General features: G+C 34.4%; 18 protein-coding genes. 5 read left to right on the forward strand and 13 right to left on the reverse strand.

The window, feature by feature from the left end:
• Positions 1-60 precede the first annotated feature (60 nt).
• On the reverse strand, positions 61-1458 hold the full coding sequence (gene glmM / locus HH304_RS01025) for a phosphoglucosamine mutase (RefSeq protein WP_169677580.1): 1398 nt from the start codon (positions 1456-1458) through the stop codon (positions 61-63).
• Between the two features lie 79 nt (positions 1459-1537).
• Positions 1538-1777, reverse strand: a complete 240-nt coding sequence (locus HH304_RS01030) for a hypothetical protein (RefSeq protein WP_169677581.1) — start codon at positions 1775-1777, stop codon at positions 1538-1540.
• Positions 1778-1865: 88 nt separating this feature from the next.
• On the opposite strand from HH304_RS01030, the gene mazG reads away from it, so the two are divergent.
• Positions 1866-2687 carry a nucleoside triphosphate pyrophosphohydrolase gene (gene mazG / locus HH304_RS01035; RefSeq protein ID WP_169677582.1) on the forward strand — a complete coding sequence of 274 codons (822 nt, stop codon included), beginning with the start codon at positions 1866-1868 and terminating at the stop codon, positions 2685-2687.
• A 15-nt stretch (positions 2688-2702) separates the two neighbouring features.
• Here the strand turns inward: mazG and HH304_RS01040 are convergent, their stop codons facing one another.
• From HH304_RS01040 to HH304_RS01055, 4 genes are all read right to left on the reverse strand, one after another.
• On the reverse strand, positions 2703-3407 hold the full coding sequence (locus HH304_RS01040; RefSeq protein WP_169677583.1) for a DUF4412 domain-containing protein: 705 nt from the start codon (positions 3405-3407) through the stop codon (positions 2703-2705).
• A gap of 93 nt (positions 3408-3500) precedes the next feature.
• Complete coding sequence (locus tag HH304_RS01045; RefSeq protein ID WP_333908726.1) at positions 3501-5825, reverse strand: efflux RND transporter permease subunit; 2325 nt, start codon at positions 5823-5825, stop codon at positions 3501-3503.
• A 174-nt stretch (positions 5826-5999) separates the two neighbouring features.
• The gene (dgt, locus tag HH304_RS01050) at positions 6000-7349 is read right to left on the reverse strand and encodes a dGTP triphosphohydrolase (RefSeq protein WP_169677585.1); all 1350 of its coding nucleotides are present in this window, start codon (positions 7347-7349) and stop codon (positions 6000-6002) included.
• Positions 7350-7405: 56 nt separating this feature from the next.
• On the reverse strand, positions 7406-8290 hold the full coding sequence (locus tag HH304_RS01055; protein WP_169677586.1) for a universal stress protein: 885 nt from the start codon (positions 8288-8290) through the stop codon (positions 7406-7408).
• Positions 8291-8425: 135 nt separating this feature from the next.
• Between HH304_RS01055 and HH304_RS01060 the strand changes: the two genes are divergently transcribed.
• Positions 8426-9292, forward strand: a complete 867-nt coding sequence (locus HH304_RS01060; RefSeq protein WP_169677587.1) for a universal stress protein — start codon at positions 8426-8428, stop codon at positions 9290-9292.
• Between the two features lie 68 nt (positions 9293-9360).
• The gene (locus HH304_RS01065) at positions 9361-9936 is read left to right on the forward strand and encodes a TetR/AcrR family transcriptional regulator (protein ID WP_169677588.1); all 576 of its coding nucleotides are present in this window, start codon (positions 9361-9363) and stop codon (positions 9934-9936) included.
• Here HH304_RS01065 and HH304_RS01070 read toward each other — a convergent pair.
• Complete coding sequence (locus HH304_RS01070; protein WP_169677589.1) at positions 9917-10771, reverse strand: universal stress protein; 855 nt, start codon at positions 10769-10771, stop codon at positions 9917-9919. The genes HH304_RS01065 and HH304_RS01070 overlap by 20 nt on opposite strands.
• 13 nt (positions 10772-10784) lie before the next feature.
• Entirely contained in the window at positions 10785-11630 is an 846-nt protein-coding gene (locus HH304_RS01075; RefSeq protein ID WP_169677590.1) for a universal stress protein, read from the reverse strand.
• A 136-nt stretch (positions 11631-11766) separates the two neighbouring features.
• Between HH304_RS01075 and HH304_RS01080 the strand changes: the two genes are divergently transcribed.
• Together HH304_RS01080 and HH304_RS01085 are read left to right on the forward strand one after the other, a co-directional pair.
• Positions 11767-13329, forward strand: coding sequence for a sensor histidine kinase (locus HH304_RS01080; protein WP_169677591.1), 1563 nt, complete (start codon positions 11767-11769; stop codon positions 13327-13329).
• 10 nt (positions 13330-13339) lie between these two features.
• Positions 13340-14389 (forward strand): response regulator, encoded by a 1050-nt coding sequence (locus HH304_RS01085; RefSeq protein WP_169677592.1) that lies wholly within the window; start codon positions 13340-13342, stop codon positions 14387-14389.
• 29 nt (positions 14390-14418) lie between these two features.
• Here HH304_RS01085 and HH304_RS01090 read toward each other — a convergent pair whose 3' ends face one another.
• The 5 genes from HH304_RS01090 to HH304_RS01110 all read right to left on the reverse strand — a co-directional run bounded on the left by HH304_RS01090 (position 14419) and on the right by HH304_RS01110 (position 22109).
• A complete protein-coding gene (locus HH304_RS01090) occupies positions 14419-15969 on the reverse strand; it encodes a glycine--tRNA ligase (RefSeq protein ID WP_169677593.1) in 1551 nt (516 codons plus the stop codon).
• 99 nt (positions 15970-16068) lie between these two features.
• Positions 16069-18489 (reverse strand): TonB-dependent receptor, encoded by a 2421-nt coding sequence (locus tag HH304_RS01095; protein WP_169677594.1) that lies wholly within the window; start codon positions 18487-18489, stop codon positions 16069-16071.
• A complete protein-coding gene (locus HH304_RS01100) occupies positions 18476-19840 on the reverse strand; it encodes an HTTM domain-containing protein (protein ID WP_169677595.1) in 1365 nt (454 codons plus the stop codon). The genes HH304_RS01095 and HH304_RS01100 overlap by 14 nt, the downstream gene beginning before the upstream one ends.
• Positions 19841-19845: 5 nt before the next feature.
• A complete protein-coding gene (locus HH304_RS01105) occupies positions 19846-20964 on the reverse strand; it encodes an imelysin family protein (RefSeq protein ID WP_169677596.1) in 1119 nt (372 codons plus the stop codon).
• A gap of 8 nt (positions 20965-20972) precedes the next feature.
• The gene (locus HH304_RS01110) at positions 20973-22109 is read right to left on the reverse strand and encodes a DUF4856 domain-containing protein (protein WP_169677597.1); all 1137 of its coding nucleotides are present in this window, start codon (positions 22107-22109) and stop codon (positions 20973-20975) included.
• Positions 22110-22126: the final 17 nt, after the last annotated feature.

Here is a 22126-nt window from a genome sequence, read left to right on the forward strand (position 1 = left end):
CTAAAACAAAAAAAGGGATCAGCAATATGCCAATCCCTTCAAATTCCTTACACCTAACAATTACTCTCTATGGTGGATTATCTCACGGATATCATCCATAATTTTATGTGCTAAATGCTCTGCAGTAGCAAGTGATTCAGACTCACTATAAATTCTGATAATAGGTTCGGTATTACTCTTACGTAAATGAACCCATTCCTTATCAAACTCTATTTTAACACCATCAATCGTATTGACAGGCTGCTTTTTATATTTATCCTGAACTGAAACCAGAATATCATCAACATTGATTTCCGGAGTTAGTTCAATTTTATTTTTAGAAATATGGTAATTCGGATATTTAGACCTCAACATACTTGATGACTTTCCAAACTTAGCCAGGTGAGTTAAAAATAGCGCAATTCCAACTAATGCATCCCGTCCATAATGAAGTTCAGGATAAATTATCCCGCCATTGCCTTCCCCTCCAATAACAGCTTTTACTTCCTTCATTTTTTCAACCACGTTTACCTCACCAACAGCTGAAGCAAAATATTCACCACCGTGCTTCTCAGTTACATCTCTTAAGGCTCGTGTTGAGCTTAGGTTTGATACCGTATTACCCTTAGTGTTAGACAAAACATAGTCTGAAACAGCAACTAAAGTATATTCTTCTCCAAAAGGAGTGCCATCATTACTTATCAAAGCAAGTCTATCTACATCCGGGTCAACCACAATACCCAAATCATAGCTCCCCTTTTCGATAGTTTTAATTATATCTCCTAAATGCTCAGGAAGGGGTTCAGGATTATGAGCAAACAATCCATTAGGCTCACAATTAATTTTTTCTATTACTAGAACACCCAGGGCTTCAAGAAGTTTTGGAACTGCAATTCCTCCTGATGAGTTAACAGCATCTACAGCAATTTTGAATTTTGCGTTTTCTATAGCCTTAACATCAACTAAAGGAAGGTCCAGAATTTTCTTTATATGCTTATCAAGAGAGTCTTCTTTGTGAGTTAAAGATCCAAGATTTTTAACTTCTGCAAATTTAATATCTCCCTTTTCAGCAATTTCAAGAAGCTTTTCTCCGTCACTAGCTGAAATAAACTCTCCTTTATTATTCAATAATTTAAGAGCATTCCATTGTATTGGATTATGTGATGCTGTAAGTATTATTCCTCCGTGAGCTTTTTCTTCTACCACCATCATTTCAACTGTTGGTGTAGTCGATAGGCCAAGGTCAACAATATCAATTCCTAATCCTTGAAGAGTTGAGCAAACTAAATTGCTTATCATTTCTCCAGAAGGTCTTGCGTCACGACCTAAAACGACCTTAAGTTTTTTGTCTTTATTGTTCTCAATTAACCACTGGCCATAGGCAGCAGCAAATTTTACGGCGTCAATTGGTGTTAGTGAATCACCTTGAGTACCACCAATTGTTCCCCGAATACCAGAGATTGATTTAATTAACGTCACGGATAAATAAATTTAAATTCCCCCCCAAAGCTAAGTAATAGGAAGGAACATTTTAAAGAAGGACTAAATATTTATATTATTATTTAAATCTGGCCAGTACTTTTTCTACCTCATTCTGACTTTCATCATCTTTCCCACAGGTTTCTCCAGCTTGCATTGTTTTACCGCAATATCCACAGGTAGCTCCTTCTTTATTCAAAAAAGGACTTTGAGAAGCGCATGTTCCTTTGAATTCACCACCTTTTAACAAGATCAATCTAACCGACATTAATGCAAAAAACAATGCCACAAAACCTATTCCTAATAAAACTGTCCACATGATTGTTTACTTTTAAGCAAAGTTACTTTTGTTTGATTAAACGACATGAATTAAGTAATGTTTTTTTAATTAAAACCAAACTAAAAATATGCAACATAAATCATTGGCTCCCAAGGACAAAAATAGAAAAGCTAAGCTTGAGGCGTTTGACAGACTCTTAACAATAATGGATGAGTTAAGGCTGAATTGTCCCTGGGACAAAAAGCAAACAATAGAAAGCTTAAGACATCTCACGATAGAAGAAACTTTCGAACTATCTGATGCAATCATCGAAAATAACCTTGATGAAATAAAGAAAGAGCTGGGCGATATTATGCTGCACCTGACTTTTTATTCAAGAATAGCCGATGAAAAAGGAGCTTTTGATATAAGTGATGTTTTAAATGGTGTTTGTGATAAGTTAATTCATAGGCATCCTCATATATATGGAGATGTTAAGGCAGATAATGAAGAAGCTGTAAAAGCCAATTGGGAAAAAATCAAGTTGAAAGAAAAAGGAGGGAACAAGACTGTATTAGGAGGGGTTCCAAAATCATTACCTGCACTTGTTAAAGCTATGAGAATTCAAGAAAAAGCTAGAGGAGCAGGGTTTGACTGGGAGGAAAAAAACCAGGTCTGGGAAAAAGTTCAGGAAGAGCTTAATGAATTAAAAGAGCATATAAATGCTGATGAAAATGGCCATTATGATAAAGAAGAGGCTACTAATGAGTTTGGCGATGTATTATTTAGCCTGATAAATTATGCCCGTTTTATAGATATTAACCCGGAAGAAGCTCTTGAAAAAACCAACAAAAAATTCATCAAACGATTTAACCATATTGAAAGCCGAAGTAAAGAAATGGGTAAATCATTAAGTGAGATGACTTTGGCCGAAATGGACAAACTTTGGGAAGAAGCAAAAGGAAAGTAACAGGGTAATACCCTATTACTTTCCAAAACTCATCATTGATTTATACCCTTCAGTACTTATTGTGATAGGCCCATCAAGTTTAATATCAGTTGCAAGCATATGATATTTTTCACCTTTCTCTGTCGTTCCATGTGACTCTAGCATAAGTCCATCAGGTTGCGCGCCTACAAATGGATTTTTGTTTTTTCCTTTACCTCCCATTCCTAAAAGACCAGCTATTTTCTTTCCGGAGATACCTGTTTCATCTGTAATCCATACAGATCCGGTACCATCATCAGATGAAAATTTATATTCCTCACAATTATATCCGAGTATCTTCTTTGTATTCCCTGTTTTTTCAATTTTGTAATCATCTGAAACAATATCTTCAGTCATTTCATCGATTTTATCAGGGTTAAATGGAATTGACATAGCCGTTTTTTCTCCTTTACTTGTCATCAGCATATGCATTTTTTTATCAGGTTTATCATAAACCATAATTGTTTCTTCAGGAGCATTATTATCATCCATAGCTACACTGATAGCAAACATCTCTGTGTTTTCGCTAAAATAAACTTTGTATGGAAAAGTCTGCTCTTTGCCCTTCTTATCCACATAATTCATCTCATAGGTAATGCTGCCATCGAAAGTATAATCAACATAATTGTTTGAGTTGGAATAATTCATTGTGAATAGTGATACTACCCACATGAGTGCCGAAAATAGTGATACGGTTTTCATAGTATTGATTTTAACGGTTGAGGGTATGTATTTAATCAAAAACCACAAAACAATCAATCACATGGCAAAAAAAAACCAAAGATTACTCTCTGGTTATTGATCTTTCTTTACTTGAATGGCTTCAATTTCTATCTCCTCATCCTCATCCGCGAGATAAAACTCATCATACTGTTCAATCAATGGGTGGAAATCATCTTCACGTTTACCTTTATCAAATACCATAAGCAAGGCAGGTAGAACAACCAGATTTGTCATCATCGCAACAAGCAATGTAAGTGAAGTTAAAATTCCTAAGGCAACTGTTCCTCCAAATTCAGAAAAGGCAAAAATCACAAATCCGAAAAACAGGACTATTGATGTGTATATCATTGATTGGCCCACCTCTTTTAAACTCTTTGAAATTGCTATCGGAACAAAGAAGTTACTACTATATAAGGCTTGTCTGTATTTAGCCAGGAAGTGAATTGAGTCATCTACAGAAATTCCAAACGCAATTGAAAATATAAGAGCAGTGCTAGGCTTCAGCGGAATTCCTGCATATCCCATAATACCTGCTGTGATTATCAATGGTATGAAGTTTGGAATCAAACTAATAATAATCATTCTCACATTGGCGAAAAGTATCGCCATGATAATACTTATAATAATGAATGCCAGAATCAGACTTTGCCGAAGGTTTTCAATTAGATATTTATTTCCTTTAATAAATAAAAGAGTAGTACCGGTCAGGCTTACATCTATATCAGAGCCTTCAAAAATTTTGTTTTTTGCCGGAATAATAACATTCTCTACAAGGCTATCCATTTTATTAGAACCTATATCAGCCATTTTAAGAGAAACTCTCATTTTCTGACCAGTTGAATCAATAAATGACTTGACCAATGGGTTATCAGACTCTCCATTTCTTAAATAGCTATATATAAAGGCTTGCTCCCTTCCCGTAGGTAGTTTGTATTGCGCAGGACTGTTGTTGTAATAAGCTTCACGAACTGCTTTAACAAAACCAACCATCGAAATTGGACTTGATAATGCAGGTAAAGAAGCTAGTGTATCTTCAAACTGTTCAACTCTTCTTAATACCGATAGAGATCTAATTCCTTGTTCTTTTTTTGTATCAATAAAAACCTCCAATGGCATAACCCCTGAAAAATTATTTTCAAAGAATGCCAGGTCCTTCTTTATTTTACTATCATCCGGAATATCGTCAACCATATATGAAACACTCTTAACCTTGGTCATTCCATACATAAAAATTACAAGAAGTATACCTGTAACCACAAAGATCGCATATCTATGACGGTGAACCAGAAGGTCAAGTCCATTTATAGTCTTTCCTACTAGCTTAAACTCGAGATGCTTTAAGTGCCTTGCTTTTGGTGCAGGTAAAAATGAAAAGACACTTGGTATCAATATAATACTTACGACATATGTCATCATTATATTGATTCCGGCAACGACTCCAAACTCTTTTAGTATAGTAATATCATTAAAAGCAAGAACTATAAATCCAACTGCGGTGGTAAAGTTAGTAACAAGAGCTACTATTCCGATCTTTCTTATCATCCTGGATAATGCTAAAACCTGATTACCATGGTTGGCAACTTCCTGATGATATCGATTTAAAAGGTAGATACAGTTTGGCACTCCAATAACAACAATGATAGGAGGGAGAAGACCTGTCAACAATGTCATTTTATATCCCATCAACACAATTGTTCCCATAACCCAGACAACCATTACTCCAATAACAATCATCGGGAAAAACACTGCTGAAAATGATCTGAAAAAGAAGAATAAAATAATGGCTGTAACAACTCCAGAAAGAATTAAAAACATATTGAGCTCTTTCTGCACCTTTTTACTCATTATTGAGCGAATGAATGGAATTCCGGCATAATGAAGCTCAACACCTGAAACCCTACTGAATTTTTCACCGGCAATTTGAATATCGTTTACAAGTCCAAACCTTTTTTCAGAATTAACAAATTCAGGCTCGAGAGCAAGAATCAATACCGTGGAACCATTATCAGGATTTATGATCTGACCTGTATAAAAAGTTTGCCCTAAAGCAATCTCCAGTAAAGAATCAAGTTCCGCTTCAGACTCGGGTACACCTTTGAATAACGGTGTAGGGTCAAACTTTCTTTCAGCGGTATTTTTTTGCAATAACTGCATACTTGAAAGTGAAAGCACACTCTTAATTCCTGTCAGAGAGCTTAGTTCTTCTGTTAAATAGTACAAGTTCTGAAAATTTTCAAGTTCATATACAGAACTATCTTTCATCCCAAGCACTAATAAATTTGCGTCTTCACCAAACTGCTTTTTAAATGCCATATAATCGATCATCAGACTATCTGACGGTGGAACGATTTTAGCAAAATCATAGGATATCTCCAGGTTTTTGGCCTTGTATGCCATAAACACGGTTATAACAGCAATTAATGCTATTAAATAGATCCTGAATTTAAGTATTATATGAGCAATTGTTGTCCACATTATCTTGATGACCTTGGCAAAAGTGCAAAACTAGGTAATTAATCTCTTTTATTTCAGTTCAGTATGATTTAATCGTAACATTAAAATTACATCTGTTTAATTTCGCATCCCGGGAATCGTTTGACCTGTGATTTTACGGTAAACACTTACTGCATGACTATCGGAAAGTCCAGATACCATATCAATAATTTCTCTAATCATTTCATAAGGGCTTTTAGAATTTATAACATTAATTCTGTTTAGCTCAGGTAACATTTGGATCAATCGCTTATCTGCCCCAGACTTAGCATCCTTATCAAAAACCATTCTGTAACCAGCTTCAATAAATTTGTTTAACAATCCATCAACTACTTCAAAACCTGCCACTTCTGTCTCTACCACCTGGATATTTCTATAAATCTTCTCGATAGAAACATGCTTGATTTCATTAAGAATTTCTTTTGAAGGCAAAATATCAAATAAGGAATGATCAAGTTTACCATTAAGGATTTGTCTCTCCTTTTCTGCAAATATCACTCCGGCTTGTTCTACAAGGGCATTTATTGACATTGCACGTAGTATTGCCAACTTCTCTTCCTTTGTACTTAAAGCATCAAATTTCTTTTGATCAAACTTATCTTTGATAATCTCAACTAAAAAGTCTCTAGTCTGTTCAAAAGAAATTATTTCAAGTCGACAAGCATCTTCAAGATCTATAATATGGTAACAAATATCATCTGCTGCCTCCACAAGATATGCTAAAGGGTGGCGTTGCCAGGCTATACCCTGATCCGTTTCATTCTTTATTAAGCCAAGAGTATTTGCCAGTTCTTCAAAGTAATCTCTTTCTGTTGAAAAGAAACCGTACTTTTTTTGAGATATTTTACCTGCTTTTGACTGTCTGGCCAATGCAGAACAAGGGTATTTTGTAAAAGCTCCAAGGACAGCATCAGTAAGCATTATACCAAGGTTTTTATTTTTAGCTAACCTGAACCCCTGTGCGTTTCCTTCAAAGGAAGTAAGCTCAGCCCATTGTTCTTCAGTACAAAATTCTTTAAATCGTTGACCACGCCCTGTTTTAAAATATTCTGAGATAGCATCTTCCCCGGAATGCCCGAAAGGTGGGTTGCCAATATCATGACATAGGCCAGCTGCAGCTGTAACAGTACTAAAATCAAAAACAGAAATTCCTGCCTTCTTGAGTTCACTATTATTTCCACACAAAATTTCACCGGCTTTTCTGCCTAAGCTACGAGCTACAGAAGACACTTCAAGAGAATGTGTTAAACGAGTGTGGACAAAATTACTTTCTGGCAAAGGATGAACTTGGGTTTTATCCTGTAATCGACGAAATGGCTGAGAAAATATTATCCGGTCATAGTCTCTTTCATAGCGACTTCTCATAACCATATTTTCATCAGCACTTCCTTGATCTTCTAAACCAAAAAGTTTTATCCAGTTAGCCATTTATTTGTTTTTGGCGCAAGATACACTATTTTGATACTGAATTAAAACCTATCCTATCATACCTTCAGTATCGCTTCAAAGAAGGATAGGTTTTCCTTTTTGTTTTTTAGAATTAACAAAGGAATTGCCCTATTGATTTTCAATATTTTAGCTGCGGTAGACCCTAATACTAATCCTGCCCATGAAGATCGCCCTTGAGAAGAAACAACGAGTAGGTCAATTTCATGTACCTTGGACTGATTAAGGATTTTATCTGCCGGATTATCATCGTCATCCAGTATAAAACCACAATTAATTCCATGCAAATCATGCTTTTTAATAAACTTCTGATAGTCCTTTTCAGCATTATTTTTCATAATTTCAGAAAACTCCTCATAAGTTTTTCCGCTAAAATGATAGCCGGAAGGCACTACAAAGACATGAATTAATTCAGATTCAATATTTGAAGGCATTGCTTCTTTTACAAACTCAACACCACTTAAAGACTGTTCAGAAAAATCAGTTGCAATAGCAACTTTCTTTATTTCAGGGTTAAAAGATTCCGGAACAAACAATAATGAGCATGGAGCTATATTTGAAAGTTTCGTTCCTAATACATTGTGGCCTTTCAAGGTATCTTTGTTTCCAATAAACATCAAGTCTGCGTGCTTAATCTTTACCCACTCCAATAAGTCTTGTGATGGGTTACCCTTCTTAACTTGAATTTTAAAATTTGTATCAGACTTAAAGTGTTCATCTACTAACTCCTGAATAGAAGATTCAATTTTTTCATCCAGAGGAATATCTTCTGAATCATCATATTGCAGGTCTTTTATTATATGAATAAACTCTAATTGCTCCAGACCCACCACACTTGAAAACATAGATGCATATTTCACCAAATTTATGTCCATCGGAGAATTATCCAATGCTACAATAGCATGTTTGAACTGTTTAACCATTACTCTTTAAAATTTCTAGTTACAATATATCTAACGCAAAAAACTGATGATTATCAAATGTTTAAATGACAGAAATCATTTACATAAATGATGTAATTTTTGTATCTTAAAAGTAATCTACTAAATTATTATGATATGACAGGAATCACCAATATGCATTCTGCTTCGAGCGCTATAAAAACAAATACCTCAAGCTCAATACCGGTAAATAAAATACTTGTAGCAACTGAAGTATGTTCGACGTGTGTTCCTGTTATAAATTATGGTGCGGGCTTAGCTAATTTGCTTAATGCTGAATTAGTCATTCTTAATATTGTTAACAGCGACCCAAATAACGGTCAGTTTATTAATGATGATAACCTAAACAAAGGAAAACAAAGTATTATACATGCCCTGAAAAGAATGAACATCAGCCCGGACAAGGTTATTATCATGGTAAGAGCAGGTGACCCTGAAGATATAATTAACAAAACTATCCTTACACATAATATCGGGCTATGTATTATGGGTAAATCAAAAAGCCGTTCTGACAAAAGTAAAGTAGGCAAGCTGACAGGAAAAATCATTGATAACCCGCCATGTCCACTGGCAATTATTACTCCCGGACAAAGGTTAAACCTTCCCTCTAATATCTTGATTACATGGGGAGGAGTAGATTTGGAAAATTTGACTCATCATAAGAAATTCTTTGACGGCTTTTTAAATAACTTAAATGCCGAAGATCTTCTTTTTCATGTCTCACATAGCTCAGAAAAATTTAATTCTGATGATGTGAAATCTGCATTCAAAAACATTCTGCATCATAAGGTAGAACTTGAAACATCACACAGTGATAATGTCTATCTTGAAATCAAGAAAAAACTTTCTACGGAAGAATTTGACATGGTAATTGTCTTCCATAGAATTAATAAATCTGCTGACGATAAGTTTGGAGGAAGCTTAAGTAAAAAATTATCCTTTTCTGTCGAAACTCCTGTAATGATCATTCCTATACATAATTAATAGTTATCAGACGATATCTATTGATTATCATAATTTTATTATATTTGACCGAACAATCAGTCATAATTATGGAAACTGTTAGTACTGAAACGAAAAAAGACTTTAAGATTCAAAAGAGAAAAAGAATTCTATTTGCAGCTCTTGAATTGTTTGCAACTCAAGGATACGATGGAACATCAGTAAGTCAGATAGCCCGTGCAGCAGGAATATCAAAAGGCCTGACTTACGTATATTTTGATAGTAAAGAAGATTTACTTTTTCAAATAATAAACTTTTTCAAAGCTGAAGATGAAGTCCGGTTGACATCCCTTTATGACGATGACCCGAATGTCTTCCTAAAAAGATTGATCCATGATTTCTTTTCAAGACTTAGGCAAAGACCTGAACATGTGAAGCTAATTACCTCTCTTATGTTGCAGGTTAGCAAATACAAGTTTATTCAGGAAATGGCAATAGATAAATACTTAACATATTTCCAATTAATGCAAGAATTGCTCGATAAAATTGGTTTCCCAGACTCTAGAAGGGAAGCTAAATTATTAACTGGAATGTTAGATGGTATTGCTATTCAGTATAATGTAGTGGGAGAGGATTATCCTTTAACTGAAACTGAGCAATATATACTTACGAAATATGTGAGTTAATAATGACCACCGGAATACTTTTGTTTTTTAACATTTGCTTAGAAAAAGTCTCTGAAAAAGGCCCGGAATAAAAGTGCTTTCCTGGAAAAACAATAATCAAATCGCCTCCAAGATCAATAACTTTATTAATTATTAACCTGGAAACAAGATCTCCAGGTCTATTGGGTATTTCAAGATATTCAAGATCTGGTAAATTCTTTGAAAGGATATTCATTACCTTTTCTCTTTCTTCCTGTATTTTCTTAACTGTAGAATTTTCGGTTACAGATAGTAAAATTTGGTGCCTAGACAATATATCAATGATTGAAGAAGAAGCCTGAAGGATTTTCTTATCGTTTTTTTTACTGAAATCACATGAAATACAAGCATTGTTAAAAGGAAATCCCCCAGAATATGATTCAGGAATAACTATTGACGGGCAGCCTACCCGATCAAGCATTCTTGTTACATTAATTCTAAAGAATGACATAAAACCGGAAGGTTCTTTCCTTCCCAGAATGATTAAGTCAACCTTTTCGTTTTCTACGAATGCTGAAAGTCTGGTTTCAAGATACCCTAATTTAAACCGGAATTCATATTTAACTCCCTGGCCTACCAAATATTCAGATTCAATCTCTTTAAACTTTTGATTAATCTCCGCAGAAAAACCCGAAGGGTCATTTTCATCTTCAATATAAAGCGGTAGCCCTCCTACAGGTTGGGGAATATTCATAACATGAAAGATAGATAATTTGGCATTCAGGTTTTTTGCTACCTGAATGCCAAATTTTAGTCCGGAAATACTCGCATTAGTAAAATTAACCGGGATTAATATATGATCTATCTTATAACTCATTTATCCAGAAAGGCTATTTGATATGACATGTCCATACTGGTTTAGCAGTATGATTTACAAGGTCTTCCGCAATACTTCCTGAAATAGTATGCATAATACCCTTTCTTCCATGAGTACCAATTGCAATCAAATCAATGTTGTTATCCTGAGCAAAAGCAGAAATACCAGCGTCTTCTTTATAAGCATCATAGGTGCTAATTTTTACATTGACCAGATGATTCTTTTTGGCGAACTCTCTCAAATTATTCTCAGCACCTCGTGTAGGTATGAAATTGTATGGAGTATTTACTCTTAATAAATAAACCTCCGCATCAATTACCTCTAATAATCGATCGAATCCAGACAATAACTCTACCTGAGCTTCAGTATAATCAGTTGCAAAAGCAATAGATTTGATACCGTCAAGTCTAATAGGTTCTTTCACGGTGATAACCGGGTGCTTTGAGTATCTGACTACACGTTCAGCATTTGAACCGATCATAACTTCATCCATACCATGAGCTCCTTTACTTCCCATAATTACCAGGTCAGCATTAAGGGCTGCTATTTTTTTAGTAATGTTTTGATATGGATTACCAATCTTTACAAATGTTTGTACATCAACACCATCAAACATTTCTTTTGCTTTAAGCTCTTCAAATTGCTTTTCTACCTTTTTGATCATTTGAGTAGTAAAAGCATCAACTGTTATTCCTGATTCAGGAGCAGGACCCATAGTTGTGAAACTTGCTGTTGGATAGTATTCAATCACATGTATAATTGACAGTTTCGCACCGGTTTTTTTTGCAAAATCTGTGGCCAGTTGAAGTGCGTATCCAGCTTCTTTGGAAAAATCTGTTGGGACTAAAATATTCTTCATGGCTATCGTTGTTTTTTAACAAATAAGACACTTATTTAATCGAGGTACATTGTTTGAGGTCAGGAAGAGATATGATAAATATCATTAAGTCAATATTATTATTAAATTAGAACCCACAACATCTATTTTAACTAAAATGAAGAGAGACGAAATTCTTTTTAAGTCAATATTCGAAAGTGCAGTTGAAGGATTAATTATCTGTAATAATGAAGGTGAAATATTAATGGCTAATAAAAGAGCTGAGATCCTCTTTGGTTATCAGGAAGATGAATTAGTTGGTCAAAAAATAGAAATACTTGTTCCTGATGACTTAAAATCAATCCACAAAGTTCACCGAAAAGAATATGCAAAAGCTCCTACTCAACGTATGATGGGTGCTAACATTGACTTATTCGGGAAACGAAAGGACGGTAGTACTTTTCCTATTGAAATATCCCTCAACCATTCCGTAGTAAAGGGTCAACCTTTGGTAGTGTCTTTCATTATTGACATTACTGCCAGAAAAAAAATGGAAAAAGACCTTGAAAAAAACAGAAACAGACTTGAAAAGTATTCTATCGAACTAGAAGAAAGAGTGCGTGAAAGAACTCTGGAGCTTGAACGATCGAATATGAATTTACTGGCCTCACAAAGGCTATTCAGGACAATTGCAAAAAACTTCCCCAACGGAACAATAAATGTTATTGATAAGAACTTTAATTACATATTTGTTGAAGGTAAAGAACTAAAGGCTAAAGGAATAAACAGCAAGGACTTAATTGGTAAGCCTTATGTTCACAATAATGAAGACTCTGAGTTAGAACAAAAATTAAATGATGCCTTTATTGGACAAAACAGTACTCATGAGGTGATTTCTGGTACAGAGCATTATATGATTTATATTGTTCCGCTTCCTTCCAACCACAATACCGATATAGAAAGAATTCTTATCGTTGAAAAAAACATTACCAAGCAAAAAAACGCGGAAGAAAATATTCGCTCTGCACTTAAAAAGGAAAGAGAATTAAATGAATTAAAGAGCAGATTTGTTTCTATGGCATCACATGAATTTAGAACACCCCTTAGCACAATTCTAAGCTCTGCCTCTTTACTTGATAAATATTTTGAAGTTGGTAATCTTGAAAAGAAAGATAAACATATTTCAAAAATTAAATCATCTGTTAATAACCTGATTAACTTATTAAATGACTTCCTTTCACTTGATAAAATAGAGGAAGGAGTTATTACCCCAAGCTTTCACGAGTTTAACTTAAAAAAACTCATTGAAGAAATCATTGAAGAGTTATCGGATAGCTTGAAACCTGGTCAGGACATAATATTTAAATACTCTTATAACGAACATGTAATTCTTGATAAACAGTTGGTCAAAAACATATTTATTAACCTTATCTCGAACGCCATTAAATACTCTAATGCAGAAAAACCTATCCATGTTTCTGTATATAAAGAAAATTCTCTTATTATATTTGAAGTATCCGATGAAGGAATCGGGATACCAAAAGATGATATGGAGCATTTGTTCGGAAGGTTTTTCAGAGCACACAATGCGACAAACATTGAAGGCACTGGCCTTGGATTAAACATTGTAAAGAAATATGTAGAAATGATGGGAGGCCAAATAAGTTGCGTGAGCGAAGAAGGCTTTGGCACTACATTTAAAATATTTCTGAATGAAAAGGTAAAAGAGGAATTATCGTAATTAATAAATAATGAAAAGCATTTTAGTAATAGAGGATAATAATGATGTAAGAGAAAACATCTCAGAAATTCTTGAACTTTCAAATTATTACGTAAAACAAGCTCATAATGGCATCGAAGGGGTGAGAATTGCGAAAACTAGTAAGGTCGATCTTATCCTTTGTGATATAATGATGCCTGAATTAGACGGTTATGGAGTTCTTCATATGTTAAATAAAGACCCTAAGACCTCAAATATTCCATTCATTTTTCTCACTGCCAAGACAGAAAAAAGTGACATTAGAAAAGGAATGAACCTTGGTGCTGACGATTATCTTACGAAGCCATTTGATGACACAGAGCTTTTAGAGGCGATAGAAATCAGATTAAAAAAGGCCGAAGCTATAAGTAACATTAAAGATAGTGGGAAATCAGGAATTGAAGAACTTCTTGAAAAAGCCGAGTTGACTGGAATGCTCAAAGATCTTAGTACAAACTTTAAAACCAGAAAATATCGAAAAGGAGATAGAGTTTTTACCGAAGGGGACCTGTTGAGTTATTTGTTTGTCATTGAGTCAGGAAAAATAAAGACAACCATGATCAATGATGATGGGAAGGAGTTTATTGTTGATATACATAATGATGGAGATCTGCTTGGTATTGAAAGCATTATTGACAATATAGAAACCAAAACAAGCGCAGAAGTTCTTGATGAATCTGAAGTTTATTTAATTCCGAGGGCAGATTTTAATGAAATTCTTTCTACAAACAGGGAGTTAACAAACAGATTTATTAAAGTCTTGTCTCAAAATATTGCAGAGAAAGAGGAAAAGCTTTTAAAGCTGGCATACGATACTGTACGAAAAAGAGTCGCAGATGCCTTATTGGTTTTTAAAGAAAAGAACCATGATGCGCAAGAATTAAAAGTATCGAGAGAAGATATAGCAAATGCCGTTGGAACAAGTACTGAGTCTGTTATTCGAACACTCTCTGAGTTTAAAAAAGATGGGTATATAGAAATTGATAAAAAGGGTGTAATAAAATTTATTTATCCTGAAAAAATAAAAGAAATCAGATTTTAAAAAAAAGCCGGGTTAACCCGGCTTAATTTTTATATTAATTTTTTCAATAAAGAGTTTAACGATACACGCTCATTAATTTCTTCTTGAATCTTATCAATCGGAATTCTTACCTGCTCTAAAGAGTCTCTTTCACGAATGGTTACCATGTTATCTTCAAGACTATCATAATCAACAGTTATGCAGTATGGAGTTCCAATTGCATCTTGTCTTCTGTATCGTTTACCAATAGCATCTTTAACATCAATCTGAATGTTGTGATCAAGCCTTAACAAGTTTGCAATTTCATTTGCTTTTTCAGGGAGACCATCTTTATTAACCAAAGGTAATACCGCCACTTTATATGGAGCTAATGGTGCAGGAATCTTCATTACAGTTCTTGAGCTACCGTCTTCCAGAGTTTCTTCTGTATAAGCAGTTGACAAGACACTCAAAACCATTCTATCAAGACCTATAGAAGTCTCAATCACATATGGAACATAACTTTTATTTTCTTTAGGATCAAAAAACTGAAGTTTCTTACCAGAAAATTCTTCATGAGCTTTAAGGTCAAAGTCAGTTCTTGAATGGATTCCTTCTAGTTCTTTAAAGCCCATTGGGAAGTCAAATTCAATATCACATGCAGCATTTGCATAATGAGCCAGTTTTATATGATCATGGAATCGGTAATTTTCTTCACCCATTCCTAAAGCATGGTGCCATTTTAATCTGAATTCTTTCCACTGCTCATAGTAGGTCATTTCTTCACCTGGCTTTACAAAAAATTGCATCTCCATTTGCTCAAACTCCCTCATTCTAAAAATAAACTGTCGGGCAATAATCTCATTTCGAAATGCTTTTCCTATCTGGGCAATTCCAAAAGGAAGCTTCATTCTACCAGTTTTCTGAACATTTAGAAAGTTAACAAAGATTCCCTGAGCTGTTTCCGGTCTTAGATAAATCTTATTTGCTCCTTCAGCAAGTGAACCTATCTCCGTATCAAACATTAGATTAAACTGCCTAACATCTGTCCAGTTTTTACTACCTGATATCGGACAAGCAATTCCAAGGTCTTCTATCAACTGTTTTAACCCTACAAGATCGCCCTCCAAACCAGTTTTTAACCTGGCAGTGATTTCTTCGATCTCACTAACATACTTTTGAACTCTAGGATTAGTTTCAATGAACATTTTTCGATCGAAGTCATCGAATCTTTTTTCAGCTTTTGAAACCTCTTTTTCAATCTTACCTTCGATTTTTGCGATATGTTCTTCAACAAGTACATCCGCTCTATATCTCTTTTTTGAATCTTTATTGTCAATTAAAGGATCATTGAATGCATCAACGTGACCGGAAGCCTTCCAGGTTGTTGGGTGCATAAAAATAGCAGCATCAATTCCAACAATATTATCATGCAACTGAACCATTGATTTCCACCAATAATTCTTTATGTTATTTTTTAACTCAGATCCTAACTGGCCATAATCATAAACCGCACTAAGGCCATCATATATTTCACTGGACTGAAAAATAAAACCATATTCTTTTGCATGAGAAGCAACCTTCTTAAGGAGTTCTCCCTTTTGATTGTTTTGATTTGCCATAGCTACAAAGATAGAAATGCAGAATATTTTCTACTACCTAAGACTATAAAAAGTGTCTTTGAATTGAATTTTGTTAAAAATTTGTGCTTGAGAATGAAATTATAATGTAATTCCAACGGTTAAAGACATATTTATTCCATCTGCTGAAATTATTCCTGGACCTGGGTAAGCAACTGCTCTACGGGTAAAATAGTAATTATTAGTAAGATTATTAACGCCAACAGTAAAATCCCACTTCTTGTAATTATATGAAGTTGTAAAATCAACGGTGTAGTATGCCGGTATTTCTCCCACAACAGCCTCTGGTGTTTGCATTGCGTTTGAAGCATCCGAATATTGTTGACCCACATAATTAATTTGAATAGTTGACTTTAATCCTTTATAAGCAAAATTAGCTCCTCCACGGAAGATTACCTCTGGAACAAATTCAACCTGCTTGCCATCATATAACTTATTTTCATCACTATGATATCTGGCTCTTAAAAATGTCAAATTCGAGAATATACTAAGCCCTTCATTTATTCCATTATCTCCTGATAAGTCTATAACTTTTAATTCAAGATAAGACTCAATTCCTATGTGTAGTGCATCAGCAATATTAGTTCTCTCTCTATAAACTCTAAAGTTTTCAGTATCTACTCGCTGTACAGCACCAATTTTATTATTGTAAGACAACAAAAACCCGGTTACTTCGCCAGACAATTTTTTCTTAATTGAAAAGCGAGTTCCAATATCAAAGTTATACCCGGTTTCATCTTCCATATCCGGATCAATTCGTACGCTTGGATTGTCAATTCTTAAATCACTAAATCTAACAGGCCTGTAATTCTGTGCAAAGTTGGCATAAAGCTCTAATTCATCTTTAAACTTATAACTTAATCCAATTCCGGTTAACCACAAACTTCTTTCATATACCTTTTCTTCTTCACGAATAGTTGGTTCAAGAATATTACTAGTTTTATCAGTATATGATCCTTCAGAAATTGTTCTGATAAACTCAAAACGTATACCTGGAGTAACACTTAGTTTACTAGTTATATTAAATACATTTTCTGCGAAAAAAGAAAGGTTTTTTCCCGGGTGAATAAAATCAGAGTTTAACGAATCAGGATTTAAAAAGCTAAAGTCGGCATCACTTCCGGTACTCGCATTTCCTTGTTTTTGATACGTCGTTCCTTTATAAGCTCTTCCACCAACAAGCAGCACCGACTTACTTCCAAAAACATCATAATGTTGAAGTAATCTTAGCTCAGCTCCAAGATTTTCAAATTGACCATCAATCAAACTCCTTTCTTCGCCTTCGTTATCCGGCCTGTCAATTCTTTCCAGGTTACCCAGGGCTTTTCTTGAGGCAACTAAACCAAATGACCGAACGTTTAATTTAGTTTGGGGTCCAATTCGAGTATCAAGGCTTAAAGAAAATAAATTCCAGTTTACTTTAAACCAATTTCTATCTCTATTTGATTGTTTTGGATCTTCAATGAATTGTCTGTCAGTTAGCCCCCCTGGTTGTTGAGACAGATAACTCATATTTGTATAATCGAACTTAATACTAGTTTCAGTACTAATATCATAGCCTAGCCTAAGGTAGGTGTTGGTGCTTTCAAATTCAGAATTACATCTCCAACAGTCTCCTACTGTGTACCTGTTATACACATAATAGTTTAGTTTATCATTTAAAACGGTTCCCCCAATACTATTGAAACTATTATAATATCCTAAAGTATTATAAGTTTGCTGGGTTTTAAATTCAACAGGTTTACCTTTTGCTCCTTCTTTCATAACAAAATTTACAAGCCCACCAAACTGTGGTCCATATTGTAAACCTGCTGCTCCACGAACAATTTCAATTCTTTCAACTCCTTGCAATGCCGGTGAATAATACGTTTCCGGATAGCCGAGCGCATCAGCGGCAATGTCATATCCATTTTGGCGCGTATTAAAGTTAGCTGTTCTATCCGGACTTAGTCCTCTACCGCCAACCCCTATTTGTAGGCCAGCACAATCACTTTCCCAAATATTTATCCCGGTAATTCCTCTGAAAACCTGCCTTGCATTATTTGATGCTTTGTCAGCAATAACATTATCCAAAACGATAACTTCATTTTTCTTTGCTTCATAAATACCAAAGTTATCAACAGCTTGCAGTCTGGTCAATGCACGGTCAGAGTCACGTGTTCCGGAAACTACAACCTCAGCTAAAGATTCATCAAGATTTACAATTGCTATTTTTAGCCCTTTAATATCACTATTAATTAAAACTTTCTGTCTGTATGTTTTATATCCTGGTAAAAAAGCAGCGAGTATATATTCACCTGTTGGTACATTACTTATAATGAAGGTACCGTTATTATCAGTGGTCGAAGCAAATGATGTGTTTTCAAGAAATACCTGTACAGAAATAGCTTCTGAATTATCTTCCTTAAAAACCACCTTACCAGAAATACTATGTTTTGATTGTCCAAAAGTTTGTCCAAAACATATTAAAATCAAGACTATAAATAACTCACCCTTTTTCATCCACTCTGTCATTTTTATAAGGAAGCACCCAGCTTTTTGGTTCCCAACTATCTTTTAATTCACTCAAATCAATTTCCGGATCGATAAAAACCTTTGATCTTCGACCATTTAATGTCACATAAATGTCCGCTGTAATTTTCGGCTCAATAGTTTTAGTATGAGTTTGATAATACTCTTTTAAATAATTAGCGTATTGTATTATAAAATCAGGTTGGGTAGCCATCATTTTCTCTTGAAAGGGAGTCAGAAACTCACTATTATTTACAACTGAATATTTACCAGTTGACTCATCATGAACATAAAATGTTGCATAACCAGCCTTTTCCATTAACATAACTCTCCAGGAAAAGCGATAACCTTGTTCTGTCCAGAACAATTTTCCATCATACAATGCATACCTGAATGGAAAAATCAATTGAAATAAAAAATATGCACTAAACAAGCCTATAACTAATGGCTTCAGGCTTGTTTTATTAGTCTTTAATATAATATTATGTAGCTTTTTAATGCCTAATAGTTTCTCATGAAAGGACGCCGGAAAGAAAATCAAAGTCAGCAAAATCATGATATAAGGAAACATACCAATCTGAAATAAGGCTGCTGTACAAACGTGAAATGCAATTACTGCAACGTAGGCAAGTTTTCTTGTTTTCCTGAAACTCAAAGCAAATGGAATGAACAAATCATATAAAGCTCCAAACCAACTAAAAAAGTAGGCCGTTGCTGTATATTTTAAAACATTACCAATTACAGGAATGTTTGATTTTGCAGGAAGCCAAATCTTTAAAGGCATAGCATTGACCAACCAGTCATAATTAAGTTTTGCTACACCTGCCATAAAATATACTATACCCAATTGAAACTGTATAATAAATATTGGCCATCTGGAAACAGAATTGCTTTTTATCTCTGGCCAGATTTTAGAATCAATTGAAAAATACTTATTTGCCGGAAACCACATCATTAAAAAAGCCATTAAGCTGATAAAATAATAGTGGTTTAAATAGTAGGTAGCATCTAGAAGTTCGAAATATGAAAAAAGCAAAAAGAATATTGCTGCTGATAACCTGTATAAAAATCCAAACGTAATTCCTATTGCAGAGAGAAGCATTAATATATACAAGCCATATAGTATAAATGGAGAATCAGGAACTTCAACCCAGTAAAAGCCATAGAACTTAAAATGAAAAGATGGATCAAGATAAAACTCCTTGATCCACCCATTCATATAAAACCTTATCAGGCTAATAACCATGACTGCTCCAAAAAGTACTCTAAAAGTAACTAATGGAGCAATACTAGTTGGTTGATTTAACCAGGTTGCAATATTTTGAATTCTACTTCTCCCCATGAATATTAGTCACCGTCATTATCTGCATACGATATACTTATACCCATAGCGCTTGGCATGTCGCTTTTCATGAAAATGATTTGTTTTTGAAGAAGAAGGTATAATGAATCGCAATCATTAAAGTTAGTTTCAACTTTAGTACTCAATGGGTCCGAAACAACATCACATTGATTTAATGCATCATCAAACACAACTGACATAACATCTGCAAGATCATTATTCTCCAAAACATCAAGAGCTTTCAATTCTTTTAAATAATTACTTAAAGAATACTCTCCTGCGATTCCATTTGAGTTTCTACCTTCAAACAAATATTTAAAAGCGGTAATATTTTCCTTCAACAATTCTGTAGAATATCCGGCATAATATGATTCGGTACGATCAGGAAGTAAAGTTCCAAGACTACGCTTTCCAAGAGGAATCCCAAGCTTCTTATCCCTGGTTGTTGATTCCCAATACTTATTCATTTCATTAATTAAAATAGAAACGGATGAACCAGCATCTGTTCCTGCAGTTGCCGCAGAAGAATAACTATCAATAAACCCAGTTTTCCATGCAGTTAGAGCTTTATCAGCGTTAGTAGAAATCACTGAAACTAAAGTTTTTAAATACTGTGCTCTTGCCGGAGAATTTATAAAAGTGTTGACAATTTCTTCGTCAGTCTTATTATTACCATATAGTAGATAACCAATGGCTTTGAACCCCCTTGCATTTGAATGAGCTATTGACTCGACATTGTAATTTTCATTTGTAATAAAATTTTCAATATCAGACTCGTAAATAGTATAAACATTAGCAACTGCATTTAGACCAGAAGTTAAAGCAGGGCCAAAGCTATACATAGCACACCACTGCCATGATAGTCTGGCTGATTTAATATTTGCTCTTAAGGAACTTAAATTATCTAAATTGGGATTCTGAATGAAAATATCAACTAACTGTTCAGCAGATTGGATAGAAGAAACAAAGTTTTCATATGATGGAACAATGATTTCTTCTGCCGTATACTGATTCATTGCCTGTCGATTATAATTATCTACAGGTGTTTCATTACCATTGCAGGAAATAATTATACCTGCAATGGTAATAAATAATAACATTTGATATTTTCTTATACGTTTCATATAAACAATTATAGCTTATCTTGAAATGGAGCTAATAATGGGTAAGCCTTAACCAATGCCGTTTTTGCATTATATAACCCATCGTTAGTAATTGTCCAAAAATCACCATTTTGACCGAAGTCAGTATTTAAAATTTGATTGATTCCAGCTTCTGTAATATATGGCTGTGGAACATATTTTAAGGCTTCCACAAAATTATACGCCTCAGAAAGTGCATGAAATCTCTCACCAACTGGTGCGGAAGGGTTGTTAATTACGTAATTAATATAATGAATCGCACTACCAACAATTACCAACTCTAGATTATCTAGAATTATTTCTCTTTGATTATCTCTTTCACTGTAACGTTGTGCTACTATAGCAGCTCTACCTGTTCTAAACGCATTTGAAATAGTTTGAGATGCCGGATAATATTCATTAAAATCATCTGTGTATTTTACCCAAAATCTATCCTCTTCAGGCTCAAGTGCCACAGAAGGATAATCTATTGGCGCTCCCCAGTATCCAAAAGCTTCATCCCAATGGTGCTCCATTGTTGTGTAGTTTTTACCTTCGACAAGGGTCTCGTTATCCACATTTAATTTTGTATTACTTAAATAACCCTGATCAATGTTTAACATTTGGTGAATAAAAACAGATCCCATTAAACCCTTTTCAATAAACTGCACATATTCCCAACCTTTAGCATTTACTAATATTGGATTTGTGTCATCGGAGTTTCTGTAAAGCATTCCTGCAGTACCCTGTTGTGCCTTTGTGTTATTTGCTGCGACATCAGCACTTACATTTGCTAGCTCAAGCATTATAGCAAGAGTCTCACTATCTTTTTGGGGGAAAGTTTTATTTCTTAATTGCTTATCAGAATTATTTAAGGTAGCATTTGAGAATGGGCTATTAGTATTCCCATACATTTCACTTAGCTTAGTATACTCAACTGCTTCTAAGTTATGGGCAAGAGATGCATATGCTTTTATTTCTGATAACATATCCAACCTTATAGATTGACCATCAAAAGAAACAGAAGACTGACCATCTCTTTCAAAGTTATAAGTTGAAGGGACTTCTAGTCTATCCTGAGGAACTGGATCGTCAGTACATCCAAAAATGAAAGCTGAAAAAACAAGTGGTAAAAATATCTTTTTCATTAGCGTGTTGTTTTTAT

The organism is Marinigracilibium pacificum, from assembly GCF_012926615.1.
GTDB lineage: Bacteria > Bacteroidota > Bacteroidia > Cytophagales > Cyclobacteriaceae > Mangrovivirga > Mangrovivirga pacifica.